Consider the following 26,183-nt stretch of genomic DNA (forward strand, 5'->3'; position numbering starts at 1 on the left):
GTCCGCCGTGCAGCACCTCCTCCGTCTGGCCGACGAACTGCGGCTCCGCATCGTCGAGCGCCCCGGTCGCACCCGCGGTGGCTTCGATCCGGTGACGCGGACGATCCGTCTCAGCCCGGGGATGAGCGCGCGCACGACACGAAGCGTCCTCGCGCATGAACTCGGTCACGCCGAGCTCGGCCACGACCTCGTCCCCGCTCGTCGTCGACGGCAGGAGCGCCAGGCCGACGAGTGGGCCGCGTGCCGCCTGATCACCCCCGGCGCCTACGCCGAGGCCGAGGCGCTCCGCGGGCCGCACCTGGCGAGCCTGGCCTTCGAGCTGGGCGTCACGATCGAGCTGGTGACCGCATACCAGCGACTGCTGCGCCAGGGGGCGATCCCGGTCGCAACGGCCTGATCCGGGTGGCGTGGACCACTCCTCGACGCTGGTTGAATATCGTCATGGCCTTCCTCGTCACCCCCGCTCCCGTCACGCTCACCGGAGACCTCGTCGAGCTCCGCCCCCTCGAACGCTCGCACGTCGACGGACTCATCGAGGCCGTCCAGGAGGGCGATCTGTGGCAGACCGCGTGGTACACGTCGGTCCCCGCGCCGGACGGGGTCGCGGCGGAGGTCGACCGCCGGATCGGGCTCATCGAGAAGGGCGAGATGGTGCCGTTCACGACGTTCGACGCGACCGGCCGCATCCTGGGCCTGACGTCGTACTACGACATCGTCGCGGACGTGCCGCGACTGCACATCGGCTTCACCTGGAACCGTCCGTCCGCGCACGGCACGGGCACCAACGCCGAGTCCAAGCTGCTGCTGCTGCGACACGCGTTCGAGACGCTCGGCGTGTTCCGCGTCGGCCTGACGACCCAGTGGGTGAACTTCCAGTCGCGCGCGGCGATCGAGCGGCTCGGGGCCAAACAGGACGGCGTGATGCGGGCGATGAGCCGCTTCCGGAACGGGGCGCTGCGCGACAGCGTGGAGTACTCGATCATCGAGCCGGAGTGGCCGGCAGTCAGGGCGAACCTGGAGGCGAGACTCGCCCGACGACGCTGAGCGGATGTCGCCGCCGAGCGACGACAGACCCGCCCGGGATCACTCGGTGGGGCTGCCCGACCAGTTCTTGCTGCGGCGGGTGGCCGAGCCGCGCTCGCGCAGGATGAAGGCGAGGGCGAGGGTGACCAGCAGGAGACCGCCGCAGAACGCGAGGGCGTTGTAGTCCGGCAGCTCGAACGAGGTGCCCATCAGCCAGAACCCTCCGAGGAAGAGGATCATGAAGAAGAGGAAGCTGAGGATCACGGGATCTCCTGTCGTCGGTGCCATTTACCAGGATAGCGTCGACTCGGAAAGCCCCTGTGCACCCGGCTCCTCGTCTGGTGTCCTCGAAGCATGAAGACTCCCCTGACCGCGGTCGCGATCTCGTGCACGCTGAAGCCCTCGCCCGCATCCTCCAGTTCCGATCTCCTCGCGACGCAGCTGCTCGACGCGCTCGCCGGGCACGGCGTGACGGGAGACCTGGTGCGCGCCGTGGACCTGACGGTGAGTCCGGGCGTCGAGAAGGACATGGGCGGCGACGACGAATGGCCGAGCATCCGACGACGCGTCCTCGATGCCGACATCCTCGTGCTCGTCACCCCGACCTGGATGGGACAGCACTCCAGCGTCGCGCAGCGCGTGCTGGAGCGGCTCGACGCCGAGCTGAGCGAGACCGACGCGCGAGGAGGACCGACGCTGTTCGACAAGGTCGCCATCGCCGGGATCGTCGGGAACGAGGACGGCGCGCATCACATCGCCGCGATCCTGTTCCAGTCGTTGAACGATGTCGGTTTCACGGTGCCGGCCCAGGGGTCGGTCTACTGGAACGGCGAGGCCATGCACACGACCGACTACAAGGACCTCGACGAGACGCCCGAGAAGGTCACATCGGCGATCGGCACGGCCTCCCGGAATGCCGCGCACCTCGCACGGCTGCTCAAGGCGCAGGAGTATCCCGCAGCGTAGGCGATGCCTCCCGGCGGAAGGTGATGACCTCGTTCCGGCGGGACCTCTCCACCGAGAGCCCCGCGAGCTCGAACCGTCGATACACGCGACGCGGGAGCGCGGGGAGCTCAGCGCTGAGACCACGCGGCGGCTTGGCGAGCCCGGCGAGGATCGAGAGGTCGACGCCCGCACCGCCGCGCACTTCGATGCGCGCGTAGTCGCTGCGGCACCGCCAGCGGAGGAAGTCGAGCTCCCGATACGGGATCCTGTGCATCGCGTCCCCCACGCGGACGCGGAGCTCGTCGTTGCCGAAGGCGACGGTGCACGCCTCCGTGCGTCGTCGCACGATGGCCGTGAACACCAGGTACACCGGCAGGCCGATCACGATGCCCAGGAGGAGGATCGCGATGCGCGGGCCCATCCTCATGGTGATGTCGTCGAACGCGATCAGCAGGGCGACCCCCGCGAGCCCGGTGACCAGAACGACCGCGACGATCGCCTGCGTGAGCGCGCGCATCCGGAGCTCGATGCCGGGGAAGCGCACGATCGACCCGTCCCCGCTCTCCTCGCGCTCCCATTCCGGCGTCACCGGCACCGGACGCTTCTTGGCGTCTCGCCGCGACAGGAGATCGGTGACGCGACTGAGCACACCGAGCCAGATCCACCCGACCGCGGGGATCGCCGCGAGCTGCAGCACCACCGCGATCCCGCGCACGGCTTCGGGGAAGGGATCGAGCAGGTCGCCCCCGAACTCGATCACGAACGCGACCAGGGCGCCGAGGACCACGGCGACCCCGACGTGGAGGATCACGCCGTTCCGCGCCGGCACCATGCCCATCGTCGCGTTGACGAAGGCGAAGCCGAAGCACCAGCCTCCGACCAGCATGAGGAATAACGGGAAGAAGCTCAGGTCGTCGCCCGCGAGGGTGAATCCGATCGCGGCGAGCAGCAGCACCGCACCCCAGACGAGCGGGTTGCGCACGAGGTGTCGCGTGACCGTCGTACGCACACGCTTCTCGGCGTCGGTCTCGGCGGTCATCACGCCCATCCTAAGGCGCGGCCTCGTCTCCGTCCGCGAGGTCGAGGGCCCATTCGTTCACGGTCAGCTCGGCGCCGCGGAACGTCTCCGTGAGGGTGCCGACCAGCGCGAACCCGTTTCTGCGACACACGCCGTTCGAGGCCGCGTTCTCGACCGAGGGGAAGGCGGTCAGGAACCGTCGGCCGTCGCGATAGGCGCGCGCATCGTCGATGAGGAGAGCGAGCGCCTTCGATGCGGCTCCGTGGCCCTGGGCCTCGGGACGGACGAACCACCCGGTCTCGAGGGCCGGCTCTCCACGCCACTCGACGCGCCAGTAGCCGATCGAGCCGAGGGAGCGCCCCGCGACGTCTTCCGCGACGAACATCCTCGCCTCCCCCGCCTCCCACAGGCGCAGGTAGCGTGCGTTCCGCTCGACGAGCTCCTGCTCGGTCTCGGGGCCGTTGAGGTGCGCGGTCATCTCGGGGGTGTTCGCGGCACGCAGCAGATCGAGGTCGTCTGCCGTCCATCGCCGGAGTCGGAGGGATTCCATGCCCGCATGGTCGCACGGACCGGGGACATCCACGTCCCGGACTCTCGCATCCCGCTGAGACGGCAAGACAGATGCGAAGGGCCCCCGGCCGGTGCTCGAGGGGAGCGACCGGCCGGGGGCCGTTGTCATGTCAGCGAGTCCGCCGACCGACGGGGATCAGAAGTCCCAGTCGTCGTCTTCCGTGGCCTCCGCCTTGCCGATGACGTAGGACGAGCCCGACCCCGAGAAGAAGTCGTGGTTCTCGTCCGCGTTCGGCGACAGGGCGGACAGGATCGCCGGGTTCACGTTCGTGACGGTCGAGGGGAACATCGCCTCGTAGCCCAGGTTCATGAGGGCCTTGTTGGCGTTGTAGTGCAGGAACTTCTTGACATCCTCGGTCAGACCGACGCCGTCGTAGAGGTCCTGCGTGTACTGCACCTCGTTGTCGTAGAGCTCGTACATGAGCGAGAACGTGTAGTCCTTGAGCTCGTCACGACGCTCCTGGGTCTCGTTCTCGAGACCCTTCTGGAACTTGTAGCCGATGTAGTACCCGTGCACGGCCTCATCACGGATGATGAGGCGGATCAGGTCGGCCGTGTTCGTCAGCTTCGCCTTCGACGACCAGTAGATCGGCAGGTAGAACCCCGAGTAGAAGAGGAACGACTCCAGCAGGGTGGAGGCCACCTTGCGCTTGAGCGGGTCGTCGCCCTGGTAGTAGTCCATGATGATCTGAGCCTTCTTCTGAAGGTTCGGGTTCTCGGTGGACCAGCGGAACGCCTCGTCGATCTCCTTGGTCGACGCGAGCGTCGAGAAGATCGAGGAGTAGCTCTTCGCGTGCACCGACTCCATGAACGCGATGTTCGTGTACACCGCCTCCTCGTGAGGGGTGATCGCGTCGGGGATCAGCGACACCGCACCCACGGTGCCCTGGATCGTGTCGAGCAGTGTGAGACCGGTGAACACCCGCATGGTGAGCAGCTGCTCGTCGGGGGTGAGCGTGTTCCACGACTGGACGTCGTTCGACAGCGGCACCTTCTCCGGCAGCCAGAAGTTGTTCACCAGACGGTTCCAGACCTCGAGGTCCTTGTCGTCCTGGATGCGGTTCCAGTTGATCGCCTGGACGCTGGAGACCAGCTTGAGTCTTTCGGGAGTCATGACTTTCCTAGAATCAGTCGTTGAGCGGGCGGAGCGAGTCGACACGCAGGCGGGTCAGAGCATGCACGAGACGCACTCGGCCATGTCGGTGCCCTCGAGCGCCAGCTGACGCAGACGGATGTAGTAGATCGTCTTGATGCCCTTGCGCCATGCGTAGATCTGCGCCTTGTTGATGTCACGCGTGGTGGCGGTGTCCTTGAAGAACAGCGTCAGCGAGAGGCCCTGGTCGACGTGCTGCGTGGCCGCGGCGTACGTGTCGATGACCTTCTCGTAGCCGATCTCGTACGCGTCCTGGTAGTACTCCAGGTTGTCGTTCGTCATGAACGCCGCCGGGTAGTAGACGCGACCGAGCTTGCCTTCCTTGCGGATCTCGATCTTCGACGCGATCGGGTGGATCGACGACGTCGAGTTGTTGATGTACGAGATCGAACCGGTCGGCGGGACGGCCTGCAGGTTCTGGTTGTAGATGCCGTGCTTCTGGATCGACGCCTTCAGCTCGGCCCAGTCGTCCTGGGTCGGGATGTGCTTGCCGGCGAACAGCTCCTTGACCTTCTCGGTCGCGGGGACCCAGGCCTGGTCGATGTACTTGTCGAAGAACGCCCCCGACGCGTAGGTCGAGTCCTCGAACCCGTCGAACGTCGTGCCGCGCTCGATCGCGAGGTTGTTCGACGCCCGCAGCGCGTGGAAGAGCACCGTGTAGAAGTAGATGTTCGTGAAGTCGATGCCCTCTTCGGAGCCGTAGTACACGTGCTCACGAGCCAGGTAGCCGTGCAGGTTCATCTGGCCGAGGCCGATGGCGTGCGAGCGGTCGTTGCCGTCCTCGATGGAGCGCACGGAGCCGATGTGGCTCTGGTCGCTCACCGCGGTGAGGGCACGGATCGCGGTCTCGACCGTCTGTCCGAGGTCGTCGGCGTCCATCGACAGCGCGATGTTCATCGAGCCGAGGTTGCAGGAGATGTCCTTGCCGATGTTGTCGTACGACAGGTCGTCGTTGTACGTGGTCGGCGTGTTCACCTGCAGGATCTCGCTGCAGAGGTTGGACATGTTGATCCGACCCTTGATCGGGTTGGCCTTGTTGACCGTGTCCTCGAACATGACGTACGGGTAGCCGGACTCGAACTGGATCTCGGCGACGGTCTGGAAGAACTCGCGCGCGTTGATCTTGGTCTTCTTGATGCGCGGGTCGTCGACCATCTCGCGGTACTTCTCGGTGACCGAGATGTCGCCGAACGGCACGCCGTAGACCTTCTCGACGTCGTACGGCGAGAACAGGTACATGTCCTCGTCGTTCTTCGCGAGCTCGAACGTGATGTCCGGAACCACGACGCCCAGCGAGAGCGTCTTGATGCGGATCTTCTCGTCGGCGTTCTCGCGCTTGGTGTCGAGGAAGCGCATGATGTCGGGGTGGTGGGCGTTGAGGTACACCGCACCGGCGCCCTGACGCGCGCCGAGCTGGTTGGCGTAGCTGAAGCTGTCTTCGAGGAGCTTCATCACGGGGATGATGCCCGACGACTGGTTCTCGATCTGCTTGATCGGGGCACCCGACTCGCGGATGTTCGACAGCAGCAGGGCGACGCCGCCGCCGCGCTTGGAGAGCTGCAGAGCGGAGTTGATGCCGCGGGCGATCGACTCCATGTTGTCCTCGATGCGCAGCAGGAAGCAGCTGACGAGCTCGCCGCGCTGCGCCTTGCCGGCGTTGAGGAAGGTCGGGGTGGCCGGCTGGAAGCGACCGGAGATGATCTCCTCGACCAGGTTCACGGCGAGCTTCTCGTCGCCGTCGGCCAGGCCGAGCGCGGTCATGACGACGCGGTCCTCGAAGCGCTCGAGGTAGCGCTTCCCGTCGAACGTCTTGAGCGTGTAGCTCGTGTAGTACTTGAACGCGCCGAGGAAGGTCTCGAAGCGGAACTTCTTCGAGTACGCCAGGTCGTTGAGCTTCTGGATGAAGTCGAACGAGTACTTCTCGATGACGGCGCCCTCGTAGTACTCCTTCTCCACGAGGTAGTCCAGGCGCTCCTTGAGCGAGTGGAAGAACACCGTGTTCTGGTTCACGTGCTGCAGGAAGTACTCCCGCGCGGCGCGCTTGTCGGCGTCGAACTGGATCTTCCCGTTCGCGTCGTACAGGTTGAGCATCGCGTTGAGGGCGTGATAGTCGAGACCCTCGAAGGAGGGGTTCGCCTTGAATGCCACTGTCTCGGTCACTGAAGCTGCCACCGTCGTTCCAATCCGTCGCTCACGCGATCCACATCGTCTTGTGTGCCGAAGATCTCGAGCCGATACAAGTGAGGCACGTTGCACTTGCGGCTGATGATGTCACCGGCGAGGCAGAAGGCATCGCCGAAGTTGGTGTTCCCCGCGGAGATCACTCCGCGGATGTGACGCCGGTTGCGCTCGTCGTTGAGAAACCGGATCACCTGTTTGGGGACGGCGCCCTTCTCGACGCCCCGTCCCGCACCCCCGCCGTAGGTGGGGGTGACCAGCACGAAGGGCTCGTCGATGACGAGGTCTTCTTCGTTCCGGTGGAGGGGGATGCGTCGGGAAGGAAGCCCGAGTTTCTCGATGAACCGCGCGGTGTTACCCGACACGCTCGAGAAGTAGATCAGGAGCGGCGCTGCGGTCGCGACGGCGCTCATGGGGTGTCACGCCAGACGGGAGGCGAGCTCGTCGATCTTGTCGGGACGGAAGCCCGACCAGTGACCCTCGTCGGTGACGACGACGGGTGCCTGCAGGTAGCCCAGCGCCTTGACCTGCTCGAGCGCCGTCGGGTCCTCCGACAGGTCGAGGATCTCGTACTCGATGCCCTTGGCATCCAGGGCACGGTAGGTCGCGTTGCACTGAACGCAGGAAGGCTTTGTGTAGACCGTGATCGACATCTTTTCGTAACCCCTCAAATCTCTGGCCCGCTTCTCATCAGGCTGTTTCCCGGTAGACCCCCTGCCGGGACTTCAATACTACATATGGGGACCGACATTGGGGGCGACCACAAGGGGTAGTAGTTACATCCGTGTAGTTATCCACCGTTCTCCACGGGTACAACACAGGTTCTCCACCGTTTCTTCCACAGGCCGGGGCCTCTTCGCGAGGCGCTCGAACCGCGTGAAATCGCGGCTGGGAACGCCCTGTGAGCGATCCATCCACAGGTGGCACGCTACGCCCGGCCTCGGACATTCGGATTCCTGTGGAAATCGCCTTTCGGCGTGTCGCGGCGTGTCGTCGGAGGACCCCTGCCACGACCGCACCCGCGGGCCGGTACCGTTGTCTCGTGGCGGGATATCGGGACCTTCTTCGCACGCCCGGAGTGGCGCGCATGATCGCGGCTCAGCTGACCGCGCGCTTCCCCAACGGGATGATGTCCCTCGCCATCCTGCTGCACGTCGAGCAGCAGACCGGGTCTTACGGATCCGCCGGTCTCGTCCTCGCCGCGACCAGTGTGGGCCAGGCCGTGGCCGGCCCCATCACGAGCCGCTGGATGGGCGTCTGGGGCATGCGCCGCGTCCTCACCCTCACGCTCTCCGTCTGCGTCCTCGCCGTGCTGGGTCTCGCCACCCTCCCCCTCAACGTGCCGGGCTACATGGCGCTCGGCATGGTGGCCGGGCTCTCCACCCCGCCGGTCCAGGCCGCGGTGCGCACGATCTACCCGAAGCTCGTGAACTCGTCGAACCTCACGCCGCTGTTCTCCCTCGACGCCTCGCTGCAGGAGATCATCTGGGTCCTGGCGCCGGTCGTCATCACCCTCGTCTCCACGCAGATCGGCACCACCGAGGGTCTGCTGCTGGTCGCCATCGTGCTCGTCGGCGGCGGCGCCTGGTTCATCCTCTCCCCCGAGGTCGGCCGGGTGCGCATCCCGCGCAGCCGGAACGCCCTGGGCAAGGTCGTGCTCAAGCCGCCCGTGCTGCTGGCCACCGTCATCGGCTTCCTGCTCATCGGGGCCTGCTCGGCGGTCGAGGTCGGCGTGGTCGCCACGTTCGAGCATGGAAGCCTCACGGCCGGTCTCGTGCTCGCCGTGTTCTCCGCTGGAAGCCTCGCCGGGGGCCTGGCCTTCGGCCACATCCCGATCGGTCCGTGGGCCATGGCCCGCCGACTGCTGATCGTCACCGTCGGGCTCGGCCTGACCATGGTCATGCTGAACGTCTTCTGGCTGGGCGGGACCCTGATCCTCGCCGGCATCGGCATCGCCCCCGCACTCGCCGTCCTCTTCGCCATCACCTCGGCCAGCGTGAAGTTCAGCGAGACCGCCGAGGCGTTCGGCTGGGCCGGAACCGGCCAGCTCATCGGCGCCGCCGCCGGGTCCGCCGTCGCGGGCTTCCTCGTCGACGTCGGCGACTGGCGCGGCGCGTACCTCGCCGCCACGATCTTCGCGGCCGCCGGCCTGCTCGTCTCCATCGTCTTCGTCCGTTCCTTCCCCGATCTGCGTCACCGCGACGCGAGCCCGCATCCCGACACCGAACCCCTGGCGGTCACTCCTTCATGAGCACTCCCTCCTCCTCGACGTCCGTTCCCGAGATCGTCTGCATCGGCGAGACCATGGCGCTGATCACCCCGACGGATGCCGGCCTCGCCGAAGCCACGCACGCGACGGTCGGCCTCGCCGGCGCGGAGTCCAACGTGTCCGCCGGCGTCGCCGCCACGGGGCACCGGGTCGCCTGGGCCTCGCGTCTGGGCGACGACCCGCTCGGGGACCGCATCGCCACCGAGCTCGAGCGACGCGGCGTCGAGCTGTGGGTCGAGCGCGACGGCTCCGCCCCCACCGGGGTCATGTTCAAGGATCCGGGTGTCGAGTCCTCGCGCGTCTACTACTACCGCAGCGGATCGGCCGCCTCCCGCATGGAGCCGGGCTTCCTGACGGCGGAGCGCCTCGAGGGCGTGCGCATCGTGCACACCACCGGGATCACGCCCGCGCTCTCGACCTCTTGCCGGGAGATGGTCGACCGGCTCTTCGACGACGCCCGGGCGGCGAACGCCCTCGTGTCCTTCGACGTCAACGACCGCCGCCCGCTGTGGAGCAGGGAGGACGCGGCGGAGACGCTCGCCCGCCTGGCGGACGCCGCCGACATCACCTTCGTCGGTCGCGACGAGGCCGAGCGTATCTGGGGCACCGTGACGCCCGCCGAGATCCGCGCGTTCCTCCCGAACTGCGCCCTGTTGATCGTCAAGGACGGCGACGTCGGCGCGACCGCCTTCGACGGCGACGCCGAGCCGGTGTTCGTCCCCGCCCCCGTGGTCGACGTCGTGGAGCCGGTCGGTGCGGGCGACGCCTTCGCCTCCGGCTTCCTGGCGGCGACGCTCGACGGCGCCGACCTCGCCGCCCGCCTGTCGGCCGGACACGCCGCCGCGGAGCGCGTGCTGACGATCGCGGCCGACCTCCCGCCGCTCTCGCCTCTCGTCTGATCGCCGGTCGTAGGCTGGTGCCATGCCTGCACCGCTCACCCTGCCCCGCATCTCCTGGGGCGCCCCGTCGGCCTCTCGACGCGCGCTCCTCGTCCACGGGCTGGGGTCCTCCGGCGCGCTGATGTGGCGACTCGGCGATGCCCTCGCCGAAGCGGGATGGCACGCGACGGCCGTCGATCTACGAGGACACGGCGACGCTCCGCGCTCCCTCGACTACACGGTCGCCGCGTTCGGAGCCGATCTCGCCGCCGCCCTGCCCGAGGGCGCCGACGCCTGGGACGCGGTCATCGGCCACTCCCTGGGCGGTGCCGCCAGCACGGTCGCCGCGGCATCCGCCCCCGAATGGACCCGTCGGCTCGTCCTCATCGACCCCGCGATCCACGTCGACGGGCGCGACGCCGCGATCGTGCGCAAGAGCCAGGAGCGCGCGTTCGCCGACACCCGGCTCGAGGTCGTGCAGCAGGAGCATCCGCACTGGCACCCGCAGGACCAGGAGCTCAAGGTCGACGCGGTGCTGCGCGCGAGCGCCTGGGCCGTCGAGCAGACCAGCGTCCAGAACCAGCCCTGGGACGTGCGAGCCGATGCCGCACGCCTCACGGTTCCCACGCACGTGATCGGCGCCGACCCCGCCGCCTACAGCATCTTCACGGGAGACCTCGCCGACGAGGTCCTCGCCGCGAACCCCCTGATCACCCTGTCCGTCGTCGAGGGCGCAGGGCACTCCCTGCACCGCGACCGCCCGGAGGAATCCATCCGGCAACTCCTGGAGGCACTGAAGTGAGCGACTTCGACCCGACCGCGTTCCTTCCCGACGATCTGATCGAGCGGATCCGGGAGCGCGCTCCGATCCATGACCGCGAGAACACCTTCCCCCAGGAGGACCTCGACGAACTCCGCGCCGCCGGCTACCTGTCGATCCTGGTGCCGACGGAGCGCGGAGGCGCGGGACTCGGACTCGCCGAGGCCGCGATCCTGCAGCAGCGTCTCGCGGGTGCCGCGCCGGCGACGGCCCTGGCCATCAACATGCACCTCGTGTGGACGGGCGTCGCGAAGGTCTTCTCCGACCGCGGCGTGCCCGGGCTGGAATTCGTGCAGGACGGCGCGGTCGCGGGCGAAGTCTTCGCCTTCGGCATCAGCGAGGGCGGCAACGACCTGGTCCTGTTCGGCAGCGACACCGCGGCCGTGCCCGACGCCGACGGCGGCTACGCGTTCACCGGCACCAAGATCTTCACCTCGCTCGCGCCGGTCTGGACGCAGCTGGGCCTGCACGGTCTCGACACCACCAGTCCCGATGCCCCGAAGCTCGTGTTCGCCTTCGCCGAGCGGACGGATGCCGTCACCACCTCCGACGACTGGGACACCCTGGGCATGCGGGGCACGCAGAGCCGGACCACGCGGTTGAACGGCGCGACGGCGGATGCCGCGCATGTGGTGCGACGCATCGATCCCGGTCCGAGCCCCGACCCGATCGTGTTCGGCATCTTCTCGGTCTTCGAGATCCTCCTCGCCTCGGTCTACACCGGCATCGCCCGGCGCGCGCTGGAGCTCGCGGTGTCGACCGCGCAGAAGCGGCACTCGAAGAAGACCGGACTCGCGTACAGCCAGGACCCGGACATCCGCTGGCGCATCGCCGACATGGGCCTCGCCTACGACGCGCTGCCGCCGCAGATCGCCGCGCTGGCCCGCGATGTGGACGAGCTCGTCGACAACGGCGGCCGCTGGTTCCCGCTGCTCTCCGGGGTCAAGCACCGGGCGATCACGATGGCCAAGCACGTCGTGGACGAGGCGATGCTCGTCGCGGGCGGCGGCTCCTACTTCTCGGCGAACGAGCTCTCCAGGCTCTACCGCGACGTCCTCGCCGGCGCCTTCCATCCCTCCGACCCGGAATCCGCGCACGCGACCGCGGCGAGCGCACTGCTCGGCCCTCTCGAGAGCTGAGCCGTTTTCACCCGATTCCGCTGACCAGACACTCCGATACCGCGGAATCGGTTGCCTGACGACCTCGTGAGTGCGAGGATCGCACCATGGGTTCGATGAAGAAGCATCCCTCGCTCGATGCCATCTCCAAGACGATCATCGAGCTGCTCCAGGAGGACGGGCGCCGTTCGTACTCCGACATCGGGCGAGCGGTGGGGCTCAGCGAGGCCGCCGTCCGACAGCGCGTACAGCGACTGACCGAGTCGGGCGTGATGCAGATCGTCGCGGTCACCGATCCGATGCAGCTGGGCTTCCACCGCCAGGCCATGATCGGCGTGCGCGTGTCCGGCGATGCGCGCCGCGTCGCCGAGGCGATCTCCGCGATCGACGCCGTCGACTACGTCGTCATCACGGTCGGCTCCTTCGACGTGCTGGCCGAGGTCGTCTGCGAGGACGACGACGATCTGCTCGCCCTCATCAACGACGTCATCCGCCCCATCGAGGGCGTCCTCTCCACCGAGACCTTCATCTACGCCAAGCTGCAGAAGCAGCTCTACAACTGGGGGACCAGATGAGCACCGCACGCACCATCCCGTCGGAGTCCGCACTGCAGACGATGGCCAAGGACCATCTCTGGATGCACTTCACCCGGCAGTCGACGATGGCCGAGTCCGGCGTTCCCATCATCGTCAAGGGCGACGGTCATCGGATCTGGGACGCGAAGGGCAAGGAGTACTTCGACGGACTGGCCGGGCTCTTCGTCGTGAACGCCGGGCACGGGCGGCGCCGCCTGGCGGAGGCCGCGGCGGCGCAGGCATCCGAGCTGTCGTTCTTCCCCCTGTGGTCGTACGCGCACCCGGCGGCGATCGAGCTGGCGGACCGACTCGCCGACGAGGCGCCGGGCGATCTCAACCGCGTCTTCTTCTCCACCGGCGGCGGCGAGGCGGTCGAGACCGCGTTCAAGCTGGCCAAGCACTACTGGAAGCTGCAGGGCAAGCCCGCCAAGCACAAGGTCATCTCGCGGGCGGTGGCGTATCACGGCACGCCACAGGGCGCCCTGGCGATCACCGGCATCCCGGCCATGAAGTCGATGTTCGAGCCGGTCACCCCCGGCGGCTTCCGCGTGCCGAACACCAACTTCTACCGCGCGGCCGAGATGGGCGGACCCGCCGACGACCTCGAGGCCTTCGGTCGCTGGGCGGCCGACCGCATCGAGGAGATGATCCTGTTCGAAGGGGCGGACACCGTCGCCGCGGTCTTCCTGGAGCCGGTGCAGAACTCCGGCGGCTGCTTCCCGCCCCCTCCGGGCTACTTCGCCCGCGTCCGCGAGATCTGCGACCGCCACGACGTGCTGCTGGTGTCCGACGAGGTCATCTGCGCCTTCGGCCGTCTCGGGCACACCTTCGCCTGCACCGGACTCGGGTACGTTCCCGACATGATCACGTGCGCCAAGGGGATGACGAGCGGCTACTCCCCCATCGGGGCGACCATCGTCAGCGACCGCATCTACGAGCCCTTCTCGCACGGCGACGTCTCCTTCCCGCACGGCTACACGTTCGGCGGACACCCGGTGTCGGCCGCGGTCGCGCTGGAGAACCTCGCGATCTTCGACGAGGAGGGCCTGAACGCCCATGTGCGCGAGAACTCCCCGCTGTTCCGCGCCGAGCTCGAGAAGCTGCATGACCTGCCGCTGGTCGGCGATGTGCGCGGCGACGGGTACTTCTTCGGCATCGAGCTCGTGAAGGACAAGGCCACCAAGGAGACCTTCGACGACGCCGAGTCCGAGCGGCTGCTGCGCGGCTTCCTCTCCCCTGCGCTGTTCGAGGCCGGGCTGTACTGCCGCGCCGACGACCGCGGCGACCCCGTGATCCAGCTCGCACCACCGCTCACCGTCGGCCCCGCGGAGTTCCGCGAGATCGAGCAGATCCTGCGGGATGTGCTGACGCGCGCGCAGTCGGTGCTCTGACCGTCGTAGGCAGCGGTCAGCCGGTCGGTGCCGTGCTCCGCCTCGCCAGAAGTGCAAGGTGGAGCGCCGCCAGCGTCTCTCCGTCGTCGAGGTCGGCGTCGAGCAGATCGCCGATCAGCGTGAGCCGCTGGTAGAAGACCGACCGTGAGAGATGGCTCGCCGCGGCCGCTGCGGAACGATTGCCGGGGTGGGTGACGAGCGCCGACAGCACGTCGAGCAGGTCGCCGCGACGGTCACGGTCGTACGCCACGACCGGTGCCAGCATCCGCTCGCTGTGCGCGAGCAGGCGCTGATCGTCACGGAGCGAGGCGACGAAGCGCTCCAACGGACGGTCGTCGACGCGGCGCACGCGCGGTCCGGATTCGGAGCGGTCGCTCGCCGCCAGATCTCGCGCGGCGCGCAGCGAGGCGAGCAGCCCCAGCACGTCCTCGGCCGGAGGGCCGACGAAGATCGTGCGGGCGGGCCCCGCGATCCGCTCGGCGAGCGCATCGGTGAGCGGCGCCGATGCCGGGAGCGACAGCAGCGCGACGTCGTCATCCCCCACCCGCGCGGTGACCGCAGCGACCCCGAGCTGCGCGGCGCGGAAGGCGAGCTGTCGGCCCGGCTCCGTCCCGCGGGCGACGATGCCGTGGCACTGGCGCCCGGGGAACAGGAACCCGCTGGTCGCGAGGCGGGCTTCGATGTCATCCGGACTCGCGAAGCGCGCTCCGAGCAGATCGTCGATCAGTCCGCGCTGGGCGAGCAGCGACCACTCGGAGTCATCCCCGTCCGCGAGGCACCCGAAGGCGAGTGCCGTCGCTCCCTGCTCGAGCACGGTGAGCCGGCCGGCCGGATGCGTCGGACCGGGCAGTGCGAGCAGGGTCCCCCAGCGCACGCCGCGCGCCTGCACCGGCACACGATCGGCGGAGCGCAGCTTTCCCAGGGCCTCGGCCACCGGCATCCGCAGCGTCTCGTGCGCGATGACCTCGCGCGCCAGATTCTCCAGCACGACCGGCGCACCGAGCGCTCGCGCCGTCTCGGCGACGACGACATCGGCGGGTGCGCCCCGCAGGCTGAGCGCGGTGAAGAGCTCGTGCAGGTGCTGACGTTCGCGCAGCGCCATGGTCTGCGCGGCGATCAGCGCCCGGTGCACGGCCTCGGTGAGGGCGACGAACTTGATCTCGCTGGTCAGCGCGATCAGAGCGAGCCCGCGCTCGGCGCACACCTCGACGACGGCGTCCGGGATGCGGGCCTGGCCGGAGCCGAGCTCGACCACGATGCCCGCGACCCCCGCCCGGTGCAGTCCGAGGGCGAAGGCACGCAGCTCCTCGGCACCGGTCGGCCACCCGGCCCCCGTGCTGAGCAGCAGCTCGCCGCCGTCCAGCAGACGGGCGACTCCGGCACTGTCGGAGACGTGCACCCAGCGCACCGCGGCATCGAGGGCATCTCCGCCGACGATCACGGCGGGGGCACCGGCCTGCACGACCGGCTCGGCGAGCACATCCGCCACGGTGAGCAGCGCGTCCGGACGCTCCGGACGATCTGTCCGATACGCATCAAAGTCCTGACGGTCTGACATCCCGTTCCCCTCCGCTGCTCTGTGATCCTTGAGAGGTATCAGCGTATCGAACCCCGGTCAGAGTGTTCGATCCGGCATTCTTCAGCCCTCGGAGGAACATCGTGGACATCGTCCGTCACGTCATCAACGGAGCGGAGACCGCAGCGGCGGCTCGCACCGGCCAGGTCTTCGATCCCGCCACCGGCCAGGTGTCGAAGCAGGTCGCGTTCGCCTCGACCGCCGAGGTGGAGTCCGCGATCGCCGCCGCCGCGGCCGCCCTGCCCGCCTGGCGCGAGACGAGCCTGATCAAGCGCGCCGACGTGTTCTTCCGCCTGCGCCAGCTGCTCAAGGAGCGCACCCCCGAGCTCGCCGCGATCGTCACGTCCGAGCACGGCAAGGTGCTCTCGGATGCGGCCGGCGAGGTGTCGCGCGGCATCGAGAACGTGGAGTTCGCCGCCGGCCTCGTGCACCTGCTCAAGGGCGAGCGCAGCGAACAGGTCTCCCGCGGCGTCGACGTGCACTCGGTCAAGCAGCCGGTGGGCGTGGTCGCGGCGATCACCCCGTTCAACTTCCCGGTCATGGTGCCGCTGTGGATGGTGGCCTCGGCGATCGCGTGCGGCAACGCCGTCGTCCTCAAGCCGAGCGAGAAGGACCCGTCGGCCTCTGTATGGCTCGCCAAGCTCTTCGCCGAGGCGGGACTGCCCGACGGCGTGCTCAACGTGGTCAACGGCGACAAGGAGGCCGTCGACGCGATCCTCGATTCGCCCCGGGTCGACGCGGTCAGCTTCGTCGGCTCCACCCCGATCGCCCGCTCGATCTACCAGCGCGCCTCGGCCGCGGGCAAGCGGGTGCAGGCGCTCGGCGGCGCGAAGAACCACATGGTCGTGATGCCGGATGCCGACATCGACGCGGCGGCCGACGCCGCGGTCTCGGCCGCCTACGGTTCCGCCGGTGAGCGCTGCATGGCCGTCTCCGTGCTCGTCGCCGTCGGCGACATCGCCGATGATCTCGTCGCCGCGATCGCCTCGCGGATCGACGGGCTGACCATCGGTCCGGGGACCGAAGCCGCGAGCGAGATGGGTCCGCTCATCACGCGCGAGCACCGCGACAAGGTCGCCTCCTACGTCACGGGAGCCGCGGCCGAGGGAGCGACGGTCGTGGTCGACGGCACGCAGAAGGAGTTCGATTCCGAGGGCTTCTTCCTCGGCGTCAGCCTGATCGACCACGTCGCCCCGGGCATGAAGGTCTACGACGACGAGATCTTCGGCCCGGTGCTGTCGGTCGTGCGCGTCGACACCTACGCCGACGCGGTGGCCCTCGTGAACGACAACGCCTACGGCAACGGCACCGCGATCTTCACGCGCGACGGCGGCACGGCCCGCCAGTACGAGTTCGACATCGAGGTCGGCATGGTCGGCGTGAACGTGCCGATCCCGGTGCCGATCGGCGCGTACTCGTTCGGCGGATGGAAGGACTCGCTGTTCGGCGACTCGCACATCTACGGCCCGGAGTCGGTGCACTTCTACACGCGCTCCAAGGTCGTCACCACCCGCTGGCCCGACCACACGTCCTCCCAGATCGACCTCGGCTTCCCGAGCAACCACTGAGAAGGAGCGATCACGATGACGAACTTCACCGACCGCCACGGCGTCTCCCACCCGCTCCCCGCCCCCGAGGCCGAGGCACAGGTGCGGGCGGACGACCGCGGCCACGTGTTCCACTCCTGGAGCGCACAGGGCCTGATCGACCCGCTGCCCGTCGCCGCGGGCGAGGGCTCGACGTTCTGGGACTACGAGGGCAATGCCTACCTCGACTTCTCCAGCCAGCTCGTGAACCTGAACCTCGGGCACCAGCATCCCGACCTGGTCGCCGCGATCCAGCAGCAGGCCGGGCGTCTCGCGACGATCCAGCCCTCGATCGCGAACGACGTGCGGGGCGAGCTCGCCCGCCTCATCGCCGAGGTCGCGCCGGAGGGCCTGGAGAAGGTGTTCTTCACGAACGGCGGTGCCGAGGCCAACGAGTACGCGGTGCGCATGGCCCGCCAGTTCACCGGCCGCCGCAAGGTGCTGTCGATGTACCGCAGCTATCACGGCTCCACGTCGACGGCGATCTCGCTCACGGGCGACCCTCGCCGCTGGGCGAACGACACCGTCGACTCGGGTGCCGTGCGCTTCTTCGGCCCGTACCTCTACCGCTCGCCGTTCCACGCCGAGACTCCGGAGCAGGAGTCGGAGCGGGCGCTCGCGCACCTCGAGCAGACGATCCAGCTCGAGGGACCGCAGACCATCGCGGCGATCATCATCGAGACGGTCGTCGGCACGAACGGCGTGCTCGTGCCGCCGCCCGGCTACCTGCAGGGTGTGCGCGAGCTGTGCGACCGCTACGGCATCGTGTACATCGCGGACGAGGTGATGGTCGGATTCGGGCGGCTCGGCGAGTGGTTCGGCATCGCCGCGTTCGACGGGCAGCCCGACCTGATCACCTTCGCGAAGGGCGTGAACTCCGGCTACGTGCCGCTGGGCGGCGTGGTCATCTCCGACCGCATCGCGAGCGCCTTCGACACGATGCCGTTCGCGGGTGGACTCACCTACTCGGGACACCCGCTGGCCTGCGCCGCCGGTGTGGCGACGTTCGAGGTGTTCCGTCGGGACGGCATCCTGGAGCGCGTGCGGGACCTCGGCGAGCGGATCGTCGGTCCGACCGTGCGGTCCTGGGCCGAGAAGCACCCGAGCGTCGGCGATGTCCGCGGCCTCGGACTGTTCTGGGCGGTCGAGCTGGTCCGCGACCAGGAGACGCGCGAGCCCCTGGTGCCGTTCAACGCCTCGGGGGCGGACGCCGCGCCCATGGGTGCCTTCGCCGCCGCAGCCAAGAAGGCCGGGGTCTGGCCGTTCACGCACTTCAACCGCATGCACGTGGCCCCGCCGCTGGTGATCACCGAGGAGGAGCTGGTGCGCGGACTCCGCATCCTCGACGACGCCCTCTCCGTGGCCGACGAGGCCGCCGCGGGCTGACGTCGCGACGTTTCGTCTCGTCGCTGCGCTCCTCGCTCAACGACCGGTACCGTCCCGGTCGTTGAGCGAGCGCCCCCCCCGGTCGTTGAGCGAGCGCCCCCGGTCGTTGAGCGAGCGCAGCGAGACGAAACGCCCCGCCCGCCCCTCACACCGCGGAGTCGTACACCCGCACGCCCTCGACCCAGGTGCCGCGCACCTCGGTCAGCCCGATCTCCTCCACCGGATGCTCGAACGGGTCACGGTCGAGCAGCGCGAGGTCGGCCCGCATCCCCACCGCGATCGTGCCGGTGTCGTCGAGGTGGTTCACCCGCGCCGTGCCCGCCGTGTATGCGACGAGCGCCGTGGCGAGGTCGATCGACTGCTCTGGCAGGAACGGCTCGTAGTCGCCCTCCCACTCCGTCGGCGCCGACCGGCGGTTCACGGCCACGTGGATCGCCGCGAGCGGGTTGGGCGTGCTCACCGACCAGTCGCTCCCCGCGGCGAGCGCGGCACCGGAGCGCAGCAGATCACCGAACGGATACTGCCAGGTGGTGCGCTGCTCCCCGAGGAACGGGATCGTGAGGTCCACCATCTGCGGCTCCAGCGTCGCCCACAGCATCTGCATGTTGGCGGTGACGTCGAGCGCCCGGAACCGCGGGATGTCGTCGGGGTGCACGAGCTGGATGTGCGAGATGTGGTGCCGGTTTCCCCGCGGGCCGTTGTGCACGAGCGCGGCCTCGACCGCATCGAGGCACTCGCGCACCGCCCGGTCGCCGATCGCATGGAAATGCAGCGTGAAGCCGAGCGCGTCGAGCCTGGTGGCCGCTTCCTTGAGGAGCTCGGGCTCGACGAACGAGATCCCGGAGTCCTCGCGCGGATGCCCGTGGCCGTCGCAGTACGGTTCCAGCATCGCGGCGGTGAAGTTCTCGGCGACGCCGTCCTGCATGATCTTCACGCTGCGGGCGCGGAATCGTCCGGCCGTGCTCTCGTCCCGGCGGCGCACGATGTCGTCGATCTGCTCCAGGCCCCGTGAACGGTCCCACCACAGCGAGCCCACGACCCGTCCGGTGAGTGCGCCGGACGCGGCCGCGGTCAGGTAGGCCGGGAGCGGATCGCCCGCATCGCCGTATTCCGTGCCGACGATCGCGTCCTGCCAGGCGGTCACGCCATAGGAGTGCAGGTATCGCTGTCCCTGGAGCAGGGCCTCCACCAGACGCTCGGGCGATTCGACGGGCAGGTGGCGGTTGACGAGGCCCATCGCGCCTTCATGGAGCGTGCCGCTGGGGGCGCCGGACGCGTCCCGTTCGATCCGCCCGTCCGCGGGGTCGGCCGTCTCGCGGGTGACGCGGGCCAGCTCCAGCGCGCGGGAGTTGACCCACGCCCCGTGGCCGTCGCGGTTGGGCAGGAAGGCCGGCCGATCGGGCAGCACGGCGTCGAGATCGGCGGCGGTCGGTGTTCCGCCGGGGAACGCCGACATCTGCCAGCCCCCGCCGAGGATCCACTCGTCGTCCGGATGCTCGGCCGCGTACTCGGCGATCCGGGCGAGGTACTCGTCGCGCGTCGCCAACCCGGACAGGTCGCAGCGCAGCATGTCCAGTCCTCCCCACACCGGATGCACGTGCGCGTCCTGGAAGCCGGGCACCAGCAGCCCGCCCGCCAGGTCGACGACCTCGGTGTCCGGGCCGATCAGCGCCGATACGTCGTGCCCGACGGCACTGATCCGGCCGTCCGTCACGGCGACCGCGTGCGCGGTGGAGCGGGCGGCGTCCGCGAGGAACACCCGTCCTCCCCGTGCTCCGCCGGTGAAGACCAGATCCGCGTATCCCACCGTCAGCCTCCCGCCATGGTGCGGGCGATCTCGGTAGCCGAGTCCCCCGCTCTCTTGAGCACGACCGCCACCAGCGCGAGCGCGAGCAGCGTGAGCACGAGCATGATCGTCGACACGGCCGCGATCTCCGGACGCAGTCCGCTGCGGAGGGCGCTGAGCACGTACACCGGCCACGGTGTCGTCCCCGAGACCTGCACGAACGCGGAGACGACCGTGTTGTCGAGGCTCAGCGTGAACGAGAGCAGGAATCCGGCGAGCACGGCGGGCATCGCCAGCGGCAGCGTGACCTTGAGGAAGGTGCGCACGGGCGGGGCGTAGAGGTCGGCGGAGGCCTCCTCCAGGCGGGCGTCGAGTCCGACCAGGCGCGCTCGCACGATGTACGACACGATCGCGATCGAGAACAGCGACTGCCCGACCACGAGACGCATCGTTCCGTCGTTGAAGATGCCGAACCCGGCATCCTGGCCGAGGAAGACCAGCCACGGCAGCAGCGCGACGGCGTCCACGATCTCGGGCGTGACCGACACGAGCAGCAGAAGCCCGAGGAACCACCAGACCCACTTGCCGGGGTTGCGTGCCATCGCGATGCCGGCGAGCGTGCCGAGCGCCGTGGCGAGCAGAGCGGCCAGCAGCCCGGTGCGCACCGACACGAGCACGGCGTCGCGGATCGCGGGCTTGTTCACGATCGCGAGGAACGAGTCGAAGCCGAAGTGGTCCCACGACACCAGCAGGCGACCCACGTTGAACGAGTACACGATGATCACGAGGATCGGCAAAAACAGGAACAGGAAGACGAGTCCCGCCCAGATCGGCAGCAGGAAGCGTCCCGCTCCTCGACGGACGCGCGGTGTCGGCGATGCGATCTTCGTGTCGGTCATGATCCCTCCCCCAGGACGAGGCGGTTGCGTTGTCTCAGCGGCAGCGTCACGAGCCAGAGGAGCCCCGCGGCGACCGCGATCGAGAGCATGATGACGATGATCAGCAGCACGGCCATCGCTGAGCCCAGTGCCCAGTTCTGCGCGGTCTGGAACTGGCTCGCCACGACCTGCCCGATCATGTTGCCCTTCGCGCCGCCCAGCACCGTCGCCGTGATGTAGTCGCCCATCAGCGGGATGTAGACGAGGAGCACGCCGGCGATGATGCCGGGCCGGGCCAGCGGCACGGTCACGCGCAGCAGGGTCGTGACGCTGTTCGCTCCGAGGTCCTTGCTCGCTTCGCGCAGGGGTCCCGACACGCGGTCGAACGCCACGAACAGGGGCAGGATCATCAGCGGCAGGTAGTTGTAGACGACACCGAGCAGCACGGCGCCGCGGGAGTAGAGCAGGTCGAGCGGACCGGGGATGATCCCGATGCCCTGCAGCAGCTGCGACAGCCAGCCCTCCGGCGCGAGGATCACCTGCCACCCGATCGTCCGCACCAGGAAGTTGGTCCAGAACGGCACCATGACGAGCGCGAGCAGCAGTCCGCGCTTCGACGGCGGCGCCTTCACCGCGATCCAGTACGCGACGGGTCCACCGATCACGAGGCACAGGAGCGTGCCGAGGATGCCGATCCACAGGGTGTTCAGGAACGTGCTGAAGAACGTCGGCGAGAGCGCCTCGAGGTACCGGTCGAACGAGAGGTGGTCGAGGGCGTGCGTGGCGAAGATGCTCGGCTTGTAGCCGAAGCTGAACACGATCACCATGAAGATCGGGGCGACAAAGAAGATGAGCAGCCAGATCCACGCGGGGATCGCGAGGCCGAACTTGAGCTTAGGCACCGGCGGCCGCCTTCATCGAGTTCCAGATCTCGACGACGCGGTCCTGCGCCTCGGTCAGCTTGCCCTCGTGCATGGTCTGCACCTGCTCCTCGTCGAAGAACACCATGTCCAGTCGCTCCAGTCCCGCGGCCTCCGCCTCGTCGCGGATGCCGCTGATGCCCGTGTCGTAGCCGATGTAGTCGACCTGTGCGAGCTGCACATCGGGCTGCAGCACGAAGTCGATGAACGCGTGGGCCGCCTCGGGGTGCGGGGCGCCGGCGGCGATCGCCCAGTTGTCCATCCACAGTTCGGTCGCCGGGCTCCCCAGAACCCACTGCCAGCGGTCGGGGTCGTCGGACTCGAAGATGCCGAGCCGCGCATCGCCGTTGTAGGACTGCAGCAGCGCGTGCGAGGCCTGCGGGATCGACGATCCGCCGGGATACGAGTCGAACGCCGAGACGTGCGGTGCGAGATCCTTCACCAGGAACTTCTCGACCGCGTCGAGGTCGGCGGGGTCGGTGGTCGTCCAGTCGATGCCGTTGGCCCAGAAGTAGATCCCGAGCAGCGGGGCCGGGTCGTCGAGCACCGAGGTCGAGCCCGACGCCTCGTTCTGTGCGGCATCGATGAAGTCGTTCCAGGTCGTGAGCTCTCGCGAGATGACCCGCTTGTCGTACACGAACCCGGTCGTCCCCCACGCCTTGCACACCGAGTACTCGTTGCCCGGGTCCCAGGAGCGTCCGCGGAATTCCGGCGCCACATGCTTCATGTTCGGCAGCAGGTCGAGGTTGAACTTCTGCAGCAGCCCGTTCTCGGCCATCGGCCCGACGAAGACGCCGGTCGGCACCACGATGTCGTACCCCGAGGTCCCGCGCGCCGCGACCAGCTTGGCGATCAGCTCCTCGTTCGAGTTGAAGGCGTCGAGCACGATACGCGGGCCGCTCTCGGCGGTGAACTGCTCGAGCACCTCCGGGGCGTCGTAGTCGCCCCAGCTGTAGATCGAGAGCTTGTCCTCGAGCGGGCCGCCCTTCGCGTGCACTGCGGCCGCGTTCTGGCCGGGCGTGCAGGCGGTCAGCAGGACCGCGCCGCCCGCCATCATCGCCGTGGCGAGGAACCCTCGACGGGTCAGCTCGGTCCGGATCACCCGGGCGGCGCTCCGATGAGCGAGCACGCGGACCGGAGGAGCGCCCGTCACCGGCCACCCTCCTTGGGGAGCGCGATCACGTGCGTGGCGGTGGTCGGGATGCCGTCGGCGGCGAAGAGTCGCGCGTCGGCGGGGCTCCACACGCACCGGACGTCGTCGTCGACCTCCACCGCGGGCGCGGTCGGCGCCGGCATCCGCGAGAGGAAGGTGGCGTCCTCCCCGATGCGCACGGCGACCTGCAGCGTCTCGCCGAGGTGCGAGACGCCGAGCACCCGCCCGGGGACCCCCGCACCCTCGCCCTGCTCGAGCCGCACGTACTCGGGACGGATGGCGGCGACGGCCGGCTGGCCCGCCGCGACCCGCTCCCCGCCCCAGCGACCGGAGATCGTCCCTATCGCGGTGTCGACGGCGGTCCCGTCGGCACGCACCGTGCCGTGCACGAAGTTCTGCTGCCCGATGAACGAGGCGACGTAGGCCGACGCGGGTTCCGCATAGATCGCGGCGGGGGCATCGAGCTGCTCGATCCGTCCCGCGCGCATCACGGCGATCCGGTCGCTCATCGACAGCGCCTCGGCCTGATCGTGCGTGACGAACACGAACGTGGTTCCGAGCCGTGCCTGCAGCAGCTTCAGCTCGAGCTGCATCTCCTCGCGCAGCTGGCGGTCCAGGGCCGCGAGCGGTTCGTCGAGCAGGAGCACGCTGGGACGGTTGATGAGGGCCCGCGACAGGGCGATGCGCTGCTGCTGGCCGCCGGAGAGCTGCGTCGGCTTGCGATCGGCGAACGCCCGCAGCTGCACCATGTCGAGTGCCTCGCTCACGCGCTCCCGCTGCTCGGCCTTGGGCACACGCCGCTGCTGCAGCCCGTAGGCGACGTTCTCGGCGACCGTGAGGTGCGGGAAGAGCGCATAGGCCTGGAAGACGGTGTTCACCTCGCGTCGATACGGCGGCAGGTTCAGGACGCTGCGGCCCGAGATGCTGATGTCCCCGGCATCCGGATACTCGAAACCCGCGATCATGCGCAGCGTGGTCGTCTTGCCGCAGCCGGACGGCCCGAGGAGCGACAGGAACTCCCCCGGTTGCACGTCCAGGGTCAGATCATCGACGGCGACAGCGGAGCCGTATCGCTTCGTCACGCCGTGGATGCGGACCGCACCGGTGGCTGTGGGTGTGTCGAGCGTCGTCGTCGACGCAGGCAGAGTGCCGGGCATGGAGCCTCCCCATTGAGAATCGCTTGCGGCGAGTCTGGCACAGGATCGGCCCGAGGTATAGCGATATCGGAAGTCTCATCCCCAATTCGCAACGGTTTCCGTCGCGAATCATCGAAGAGGCGACCGATCTGAATGCTCGGCGTCGGCTACTTCGAATCGAAGTCGAACGCCTTGAGCAGTTCCACCACGGCCTTGTCGCGCTCTTCGCCGCCCTCGTCGAACATGTGGGTGACGTGCGTGCGGAGGTGGTTCTCCAGTAGCAGCCGGTTCAGGGATTCCAGGGAGCGCTGGATGGCACGGGACTGCGTGATGATGTCCATGCAGTACTCCTCGTTCTCGATCATCCGCGCGACGCCGCGCATCTGACCTTCGAGGATGCTGGTGCGGTGCAGTGCCCGCTTCTTGATGTCTTCGATCACCCCTTGAGGGTACTCGTCTCACGGACCCCGCGGCTGTCTGACCCCCGAGACACCGCGCTTCCGGCGCTCTGCGCCACCCGCGCAGCAGCGTGAAAGGATGACGTCATGCCGCGAACACCGATGACGCAGCTCTCGCCGTCCGATCAGGAGCGCCTGCGCGCGCTCCGACGCATGAAGGCCGTCGCGCTCGGCGCTCTGGTTTTCATGGCCGTCGTGTTCGTGATCGCCTTCGCGTTCCAGCAGCGGATCGGGTGGTTGGGCTACGTCCGCGCCGCGGCCGAGGGCGGCATGGTCGGTGCGCTCGCGGACTGGTTCGCGGTGACCGCGCTGTTCCGGCGTCCGCTCGGACTCCCGATCCCGCACACCGCGATCATCCCGAACCGCAAGGACGAGATCGGCCGCACCCTCGGCGAGTTCGTCGAGACGAACTTCCTCGCGGCCGATGTCGTACGCACCAAGCTGTCCAGCACGCAGATCGCCCTCCGCGCCGGCGAGTGGCTGCGAGAGACCCCGCACGCCGAGCGCGTGGGGGCCGAGGGTGCGACGATCGCCACCGCCGTGCTCAACGCGCTGAGCGACGACGATGTGCGCGACCTCATCTCGGACCTCGCGCGCGAGCACCTCGTCGAGCCGGAGTGGGGGCCGCCGGCCGGCGCCTGGCTCGAGAAGATCGTCGAGGCGGATGCGCACCACGGTGCCGTCGACCTCGCCGCCGACAGCATCGCCCGCTGGCTCGATGCGAACGCGGAGTCGTTCAGCGGACTCGTCTCGCGCCGCCTTCCCGGATGGGTGCCGAAACTCGCCCATCGCTTCGTCGACGACACGGTCTACAACGAGGCGGTCAAGTTCGTGCACGCGGTGCAGGCGGATCCCCGCCACCCGGCTCGGCTCGCGGTCGACGGCTACCTCAGCCGTCTCGCCGACAGCCTCCAGAACGATCCGGCCACGCGGGCCAAGCTCGAGAACGCCAAGGCCTCGCTGTTCGACAGCCCGCGCGTCGGCGCGCTGGCCGCGGAGGCGTGGAACACCGCGAAGAACGGGCTCCTCACCGCCCTCGCCGACCCCGAGAGCGGGCTGCGTCGTCGCGCGGTGCAGGCGCTGCAGGAGGTCGGCGAGCGCCTGACCACGGATGCCGCGCTGCAGCACCGCGTCGACACCTGGGTGTCGGACGCCGCCGTGTTCCTCGTCGACCGCTACCGGCACGACATCGCGTCGATCATCACCGACACCGTGGAACGCTGGGACCCCGCCGAGACCACCGAGAAGATCGAGCTCATGGTCGGGCGCGACCTGCAATACATCCGCCTGAACGGCACGTTCGTCGGAGCGCTCGCGGGTCTCGCCATCTTCACCATCGCCCACGCCCTGATCCCCGGAGTCTGAC

The 26,183-nt window shown here is 68.8% G+C and carries 26 protein-coding genes; 12 read left to right on the forward strand and 14 right to left on the reverse strand.

What is annotated here, in order from left to right:
- The first annotated feature begins 7 nt into the window (after nucleotides 1–7).
- Both MME74_RS12725 and MME74_RS12730 read left to right on the forward strand, forming a co-directional pair.
- The gene (locus MME74_RS12725; protein WP_267415415.1) at nucleotides 8–397 is read left to right on the forward strand and encodes an ImmA/IrrE family metallo-endopeptidase; all 390 of its coding nucleotides are present in this window, start codon (nucleotides 8–10) and stop codon (nucleotides 395–397) included.
- A 44-nt stretch (nucleotides 398–441) separates the two neighbouring features.
- Nucleotides 442–1,044 carry a GNAT family N-acetyltransferase gene (locus MME74_RS12730; protein WP_267415417.1) on the forward strand — a complete coding sequence of 201 codons (603 nt, stop codon included), beginning with the start codon at nucleotides 442–444 and terminating at the stop codon, nucleotides 1,042–1,044.
- A gap of 39 nt (nucleotides 1,045–1,083) precedes the next feature.
- Here the strand turns inward: MME74_RS12730 and MME74_RS12735 are convergent, their stop codons facing one another.
- Nucleotides 1,084–1,287, reverse strand: a complete 204-nt coding sequence (locus MME74_RS12735) for a hypothetical protein (protein WP_267415419.1) — start codon at nucleotides 1,285–1,287, stop codon at nucleotides 1,084–1,086.
- Between the two features lie 90 nt (nucleotides 1,288–1,377).
- Here MME74_RS12735 and MME74_RS12740 point away from each other — a divergent pair, with 90 nt between their 5' ends.
- Nucleotides 1,378–1,989: a flavodoxin family protein gene (locus tag MME74_RS12740; RefSeq protein WP_267415421.1), complete on the forward strand. Its 612-nt coding sequence runs from the start codon at nucleotides 1,378–1,380 to the stop codon at nucleotides 1,987–1,989.
- On the opposite strand, the gene MME74_RS12745 is transcribed toward MME74_RS12740, so the two are convergent.
- The 6 genes from MME74_RS12745 to nrdH form a co-directional block, all read right to left on the reverse strand.
- Entirely contained in the window at nucleotides 1,961–3,007 is a 1,047-nt protein-coding gene (locus tag MME74_RS12745; protein ID WP_267415422.1) for a hypothetical protein, read from the reverse strand. The genes MME74_RS12740 and MME74_RS12745 overlap by 29 nt on opposite strands.
- A gap of 10 nt (nucleotides 3,008–3,017) precedes the next feature.
- Complete coding sequence (locus MME74_RS12750; RefSeq protein ID WP_267415423.1) at nucleotides 3,018–3,536, reverse strand: GNAT family N-acetyltransferase; 519 nt, start codon at nucleotides 3,534–3,536, stop codon at nucleotides 3,018–3,020.
- Between the two features lie 156 nt (nucleotides 3,537–3,692).
- Complete coding sequence (gene nrdF, locus MME74_RS12755; protein ID WP_267415424.1) at nucleotides 3,693–4,670, reverse strand: class 1b ribonucleoside-diphosphate reductase subunit beta; 978 nt, start codon at nucleotides 4,668–4,670, stop codon at nucleotides 3,693–3,695.
- Nucleotides 4,671–4,724: 54 nt separating this feature from the next.
- The gene (nrdE, locus tag MME74_RS12760) at nucleotides 4,725–6,869 is read right to left on the reverse strand and encodes a class 1b ribonucleoside-diphosphate reductase subunit alpha (protein WP_267415425.1); all 2,145 of its coding nucleotides are present in this window, start codon (nucleotides 6,867–6,869) and stop codon (nucleotides 4,725–4,727) included.
- Nucleotides 6,866–7,300 carry a class Ib ribonucleoside-diphosphate reductase assembly flavoprotein NrdI gene (nrdI, locus tag MME74_RS12765; RefSeq protein ID WP_267415426.1) on the reverse strand — a complete coding sequence of 145 codons (435 nt, stop codon included), beginning with the start codon at nucleotides 7,298–7,300 and terminating at the stop codon, nucleotides 6,866–6,868. The genes nrdE and nrdI overlap by 4 nt, the downstream gene beginning before the upstream one ends.
- Nucleotides 7,301–7,306: 6 nt before the next feature.
- Complete coding sequence (gene nrdH / locus MME74_RS12770) at nucleotides 7,307–7,540, reverse strand: glutaredoxin-like protein NrdH (protein WP_028503264.1); 234 nt, start codon at nucleotides 7,538–7,540, stop codon at nucleotides 7,307–7,309.
- Between the two features lie 389 nt (nucleotides 7,541–7,929).
- Here nrdH and MME74_RS12775 point away from each other — a divergent pair, with 389 nt between their 5' ends.
- From MME74_RS12775 to MME74_RS12800, 6 genes are all read left to right on the forward strand, one after another.
- Nucleotides 7,930–9,138 (forward strand): MFS transporter, encoded by a 1,209-nt coding sequence (locus tag MME74_RS12775; RefSeq protein WP_267415428.1) that lies wholly within the window; start codon nucleotides 7,930–7,932, stop codon nucleotides 9,136–9,138.
- The gene (locus tag MME74_RS12780) at nucleotides 9,135–10,055 is read left to right on the forward strand and encodes a sugar kinase (protein ID WP_267415429.1); all 921 of its coding nucleotides are present in this window, start codon (nucleotides 9,135–9,137) and stop codon (nucleotides 10,053–10,055) included. Before MME74_RS12775 ends, MME74_RS12780 begins: the two co-directional genes overlap by 4 nt.
- Before the next feature lie 22 nt (nucleotides 10,056–10,077).
- A complete protein-coding gene (locus MME74_RS12785) occupies nucleotides 10,078–10,836 on the forward strand; it encodes an alpha/beta fold hydrolase (protein ID WP_267415430.1) in 759 nt (252 codons plus the stop codon).
- Nucleotides 10,833–11,993 (forward strand): acyl-CoA dehydrogenase family protein, encoded by a 1,161-nt coding sequence (locus MME74_RS12790; RefSeq protein ID WP_267415431.1) that lies wholly within the window; start codon nucleotides 10,833–10,835, stop codon nucleotides 11,991–11,993. The genes MME74_RS12785 and MME74_RS12790 overlap by 4 nt, the downstream gene beginning before the upstream one ends.
- A gap of 86 nt (nucleotides 11,994–12,079) precedes the next feature.
- Nucleotides 12,080–12,547: an Lrp/AsnC family transcriptional regulator gene (locus tag MME74_RS12795; protein WP_267415432.1), complete on the forward strand. Its 468-nt coding sequence runs from the start codon at nucleotides 12,080–12,082 to the stop codon at nucleotides 12,545–12,547.
- Nucleotides 12,544–13,938, forward strand: a complete 1,395-nt coding sequence (locus tag MME74_RS12800) for an aspartate aminotransferase family protein (RefSeq protein ID WP_267415433.1) — start codon at nucleotides 12,544–12,546, stop codon at nucleotides 13,936–13,938. Before MME74_RS12795 ends, MME74_RS12800 begins: the two co-directional genes overlap by 4 nt.
- Nucleotides 13,939–13,954: 16 nt before the next feature.
- On the opposite strand, the gene MME74_RS12805 is transcribed toward MME74_RS12800, so the two are convergent.
- Nucleotides 13,955–15,496, reverse strand: coding sequence for a PucR family transcriptional regulator (locus MME74_RS12805; RefSeq protein ID WP_267415434.1), 1,542 nt, complete (start codon nucleotides 15,494–15,496; stop codon nucleotides 13,955–13,957).
- Nucleotides 15,497–15,597: 101 nt separating this feature from the next.
- Between MME74_RS12805 and MME74_RS12810 the strand changes: the two genes are divergently transcribed.
- Nucleotides 15,598–17,082, forward strand: a complete 1,485-nt coding sequence (locus MME74_RS12810; RefSeq protein ID WP_267415435.1) for a CoA-acylating methylmalonate-semialdehyde dehydrogenase — start codon at nucleotides 15,598–15,600, stop codon at nucleotides 17,080–17,082.
- A 15-nt stretch (nucleotides 17,083–17,097) separates the two neighbouring features.
- The gene (locus MME74_RS12815) at nucleotides 17,098–18,486 is read left to right on the forward strand and encodes an aspartate aminotransferase family protein (protein ID WP_267415436.1); all 1,389 of its coding nucleotides are present in this window, start codon (nucleotides 17,098–17,100) and stop codon (nucleotides 18,484–18,486) included.
- Between the two features lie 145 nt (nucleotides 18,487–18,631).
- On the opposite strand, the gene MME74_RS12820 is transcribed toward MME74_RS12815, so the two are convergent.
- The 6 genes from MME74_RS12820 to MME74_RS12845 all read right to left on the reverse strand — a co-directional run bounded on the left by MME74_RS12820 (nucleotide 18,632) and on the right by MME74_RS12845 (nucleotide 24,799).
- The gene (locus tag MME74_RS12820) at nucleotides 18,632–20,293 is read right to left on the reverse strand and encodes an amidohydrolase (protein WP_267415437.1); all 1,662 of its coding nucleotides are present in this window, start codon (nucleotides 20,291–20,293) and stop codon (nucleotides 18,632–18,634) included.
- A gap of 2 nt (nucleotides 20,294–20,295) precedes the next feature.
- Nucleotides 20,296–21,171 carry an ABC transporter permease gene (locus MME74_RS12825; protein WP_267415438.1) on the reverse strand — a complete coding sequence of 292 codons (876 nt, stop codon included), beginning with the start codon at nucleotides 21,169–21,171 and terminating at the stop codon, nucleotides 20,296–20,298.
- Complete coding sequence (locus tag MME74_RS12830; RefSeq protein ID WP_267415439.1) at nucleotides 21,168–22,052, reverse strand: ABC transporter permease; 885 nt, start codon at nucleotides 22,050–22,052, stop codon at nucleotides 21,168–21,170. Before MME74_RS12830 ends, MME74_RS12825 begins: the two co-directional genes overlap by 4 nt.
- Entirely contained in the window at nucleotides 22,045–23,223 is a 1,179-nt protein-coding gene (locus tag MME74_RS12835; protein WP_267415440.1) for a polyamine ABC transporter substrate-binding protein, read from the reverse strand. Before MME74_RS12835 ends, MME74_RS12830 begins: the two co-directional genes overlap by 8 nt.
- Complete coding sequence (locus tag MME74_RS12840) at nucleotides 23,220–24,380, reverse strand: ABC transporter ATP-binding protein (RefSeq protein ID WP_267415441.1); 1,161 nt, start codon at nucleotides 24,378–24,380, stop codon at nucleotides 23,220–23,222. Before MME74_RS12840 ends, MME74_RS12835 begins: the two co-directional genes overlap by 4 nt.
- Before the next feature lie 146 nt (nucleotides 24,381–24,526).
- On the reverse strand, nucleotides 24,527–24,799 hold the full coding sequence (locus MME74_RS12845; protein ID WP_267415442.1) for a metal-sensitive transcriptional regulator: 273 nt from the start codon (nucleotides 24,797–24,799) through the stop codon (nucleotides 24,527–24,529).
- A 105-nt stretch (nucleotides 24,800–24,904) separates the two neighbouring features.
- On the opposite strand from MME74_RS12845, the gene MME74_RS12850 reads away from it, so the two are divergent.
- Nucleotides 24,905–26,182, forward strand: coding sequence for a DUF445 domain-containing protein (locus MME74_RS12850; RefSeq protein ID WP_267415443.1), 1,278 nt, complete (start codon nucleotides 24,905–24,907; stop codon nucleotides 26,180–26,182).
- Nucleotide 26,183: the final 1 nt, after the last annotated feature.

The sequence above is a fragment of the Microbacterium oxydans genome (genome assembly GCF_026559675.1).
In the GTDB taxonomy this organism is placed as follows: Bacteria; Actinomycetota; Actinomycetes; order Actinomycetales; family Microbacteriaceae; genus Microbacterium; species Microbacterium oxydans_D.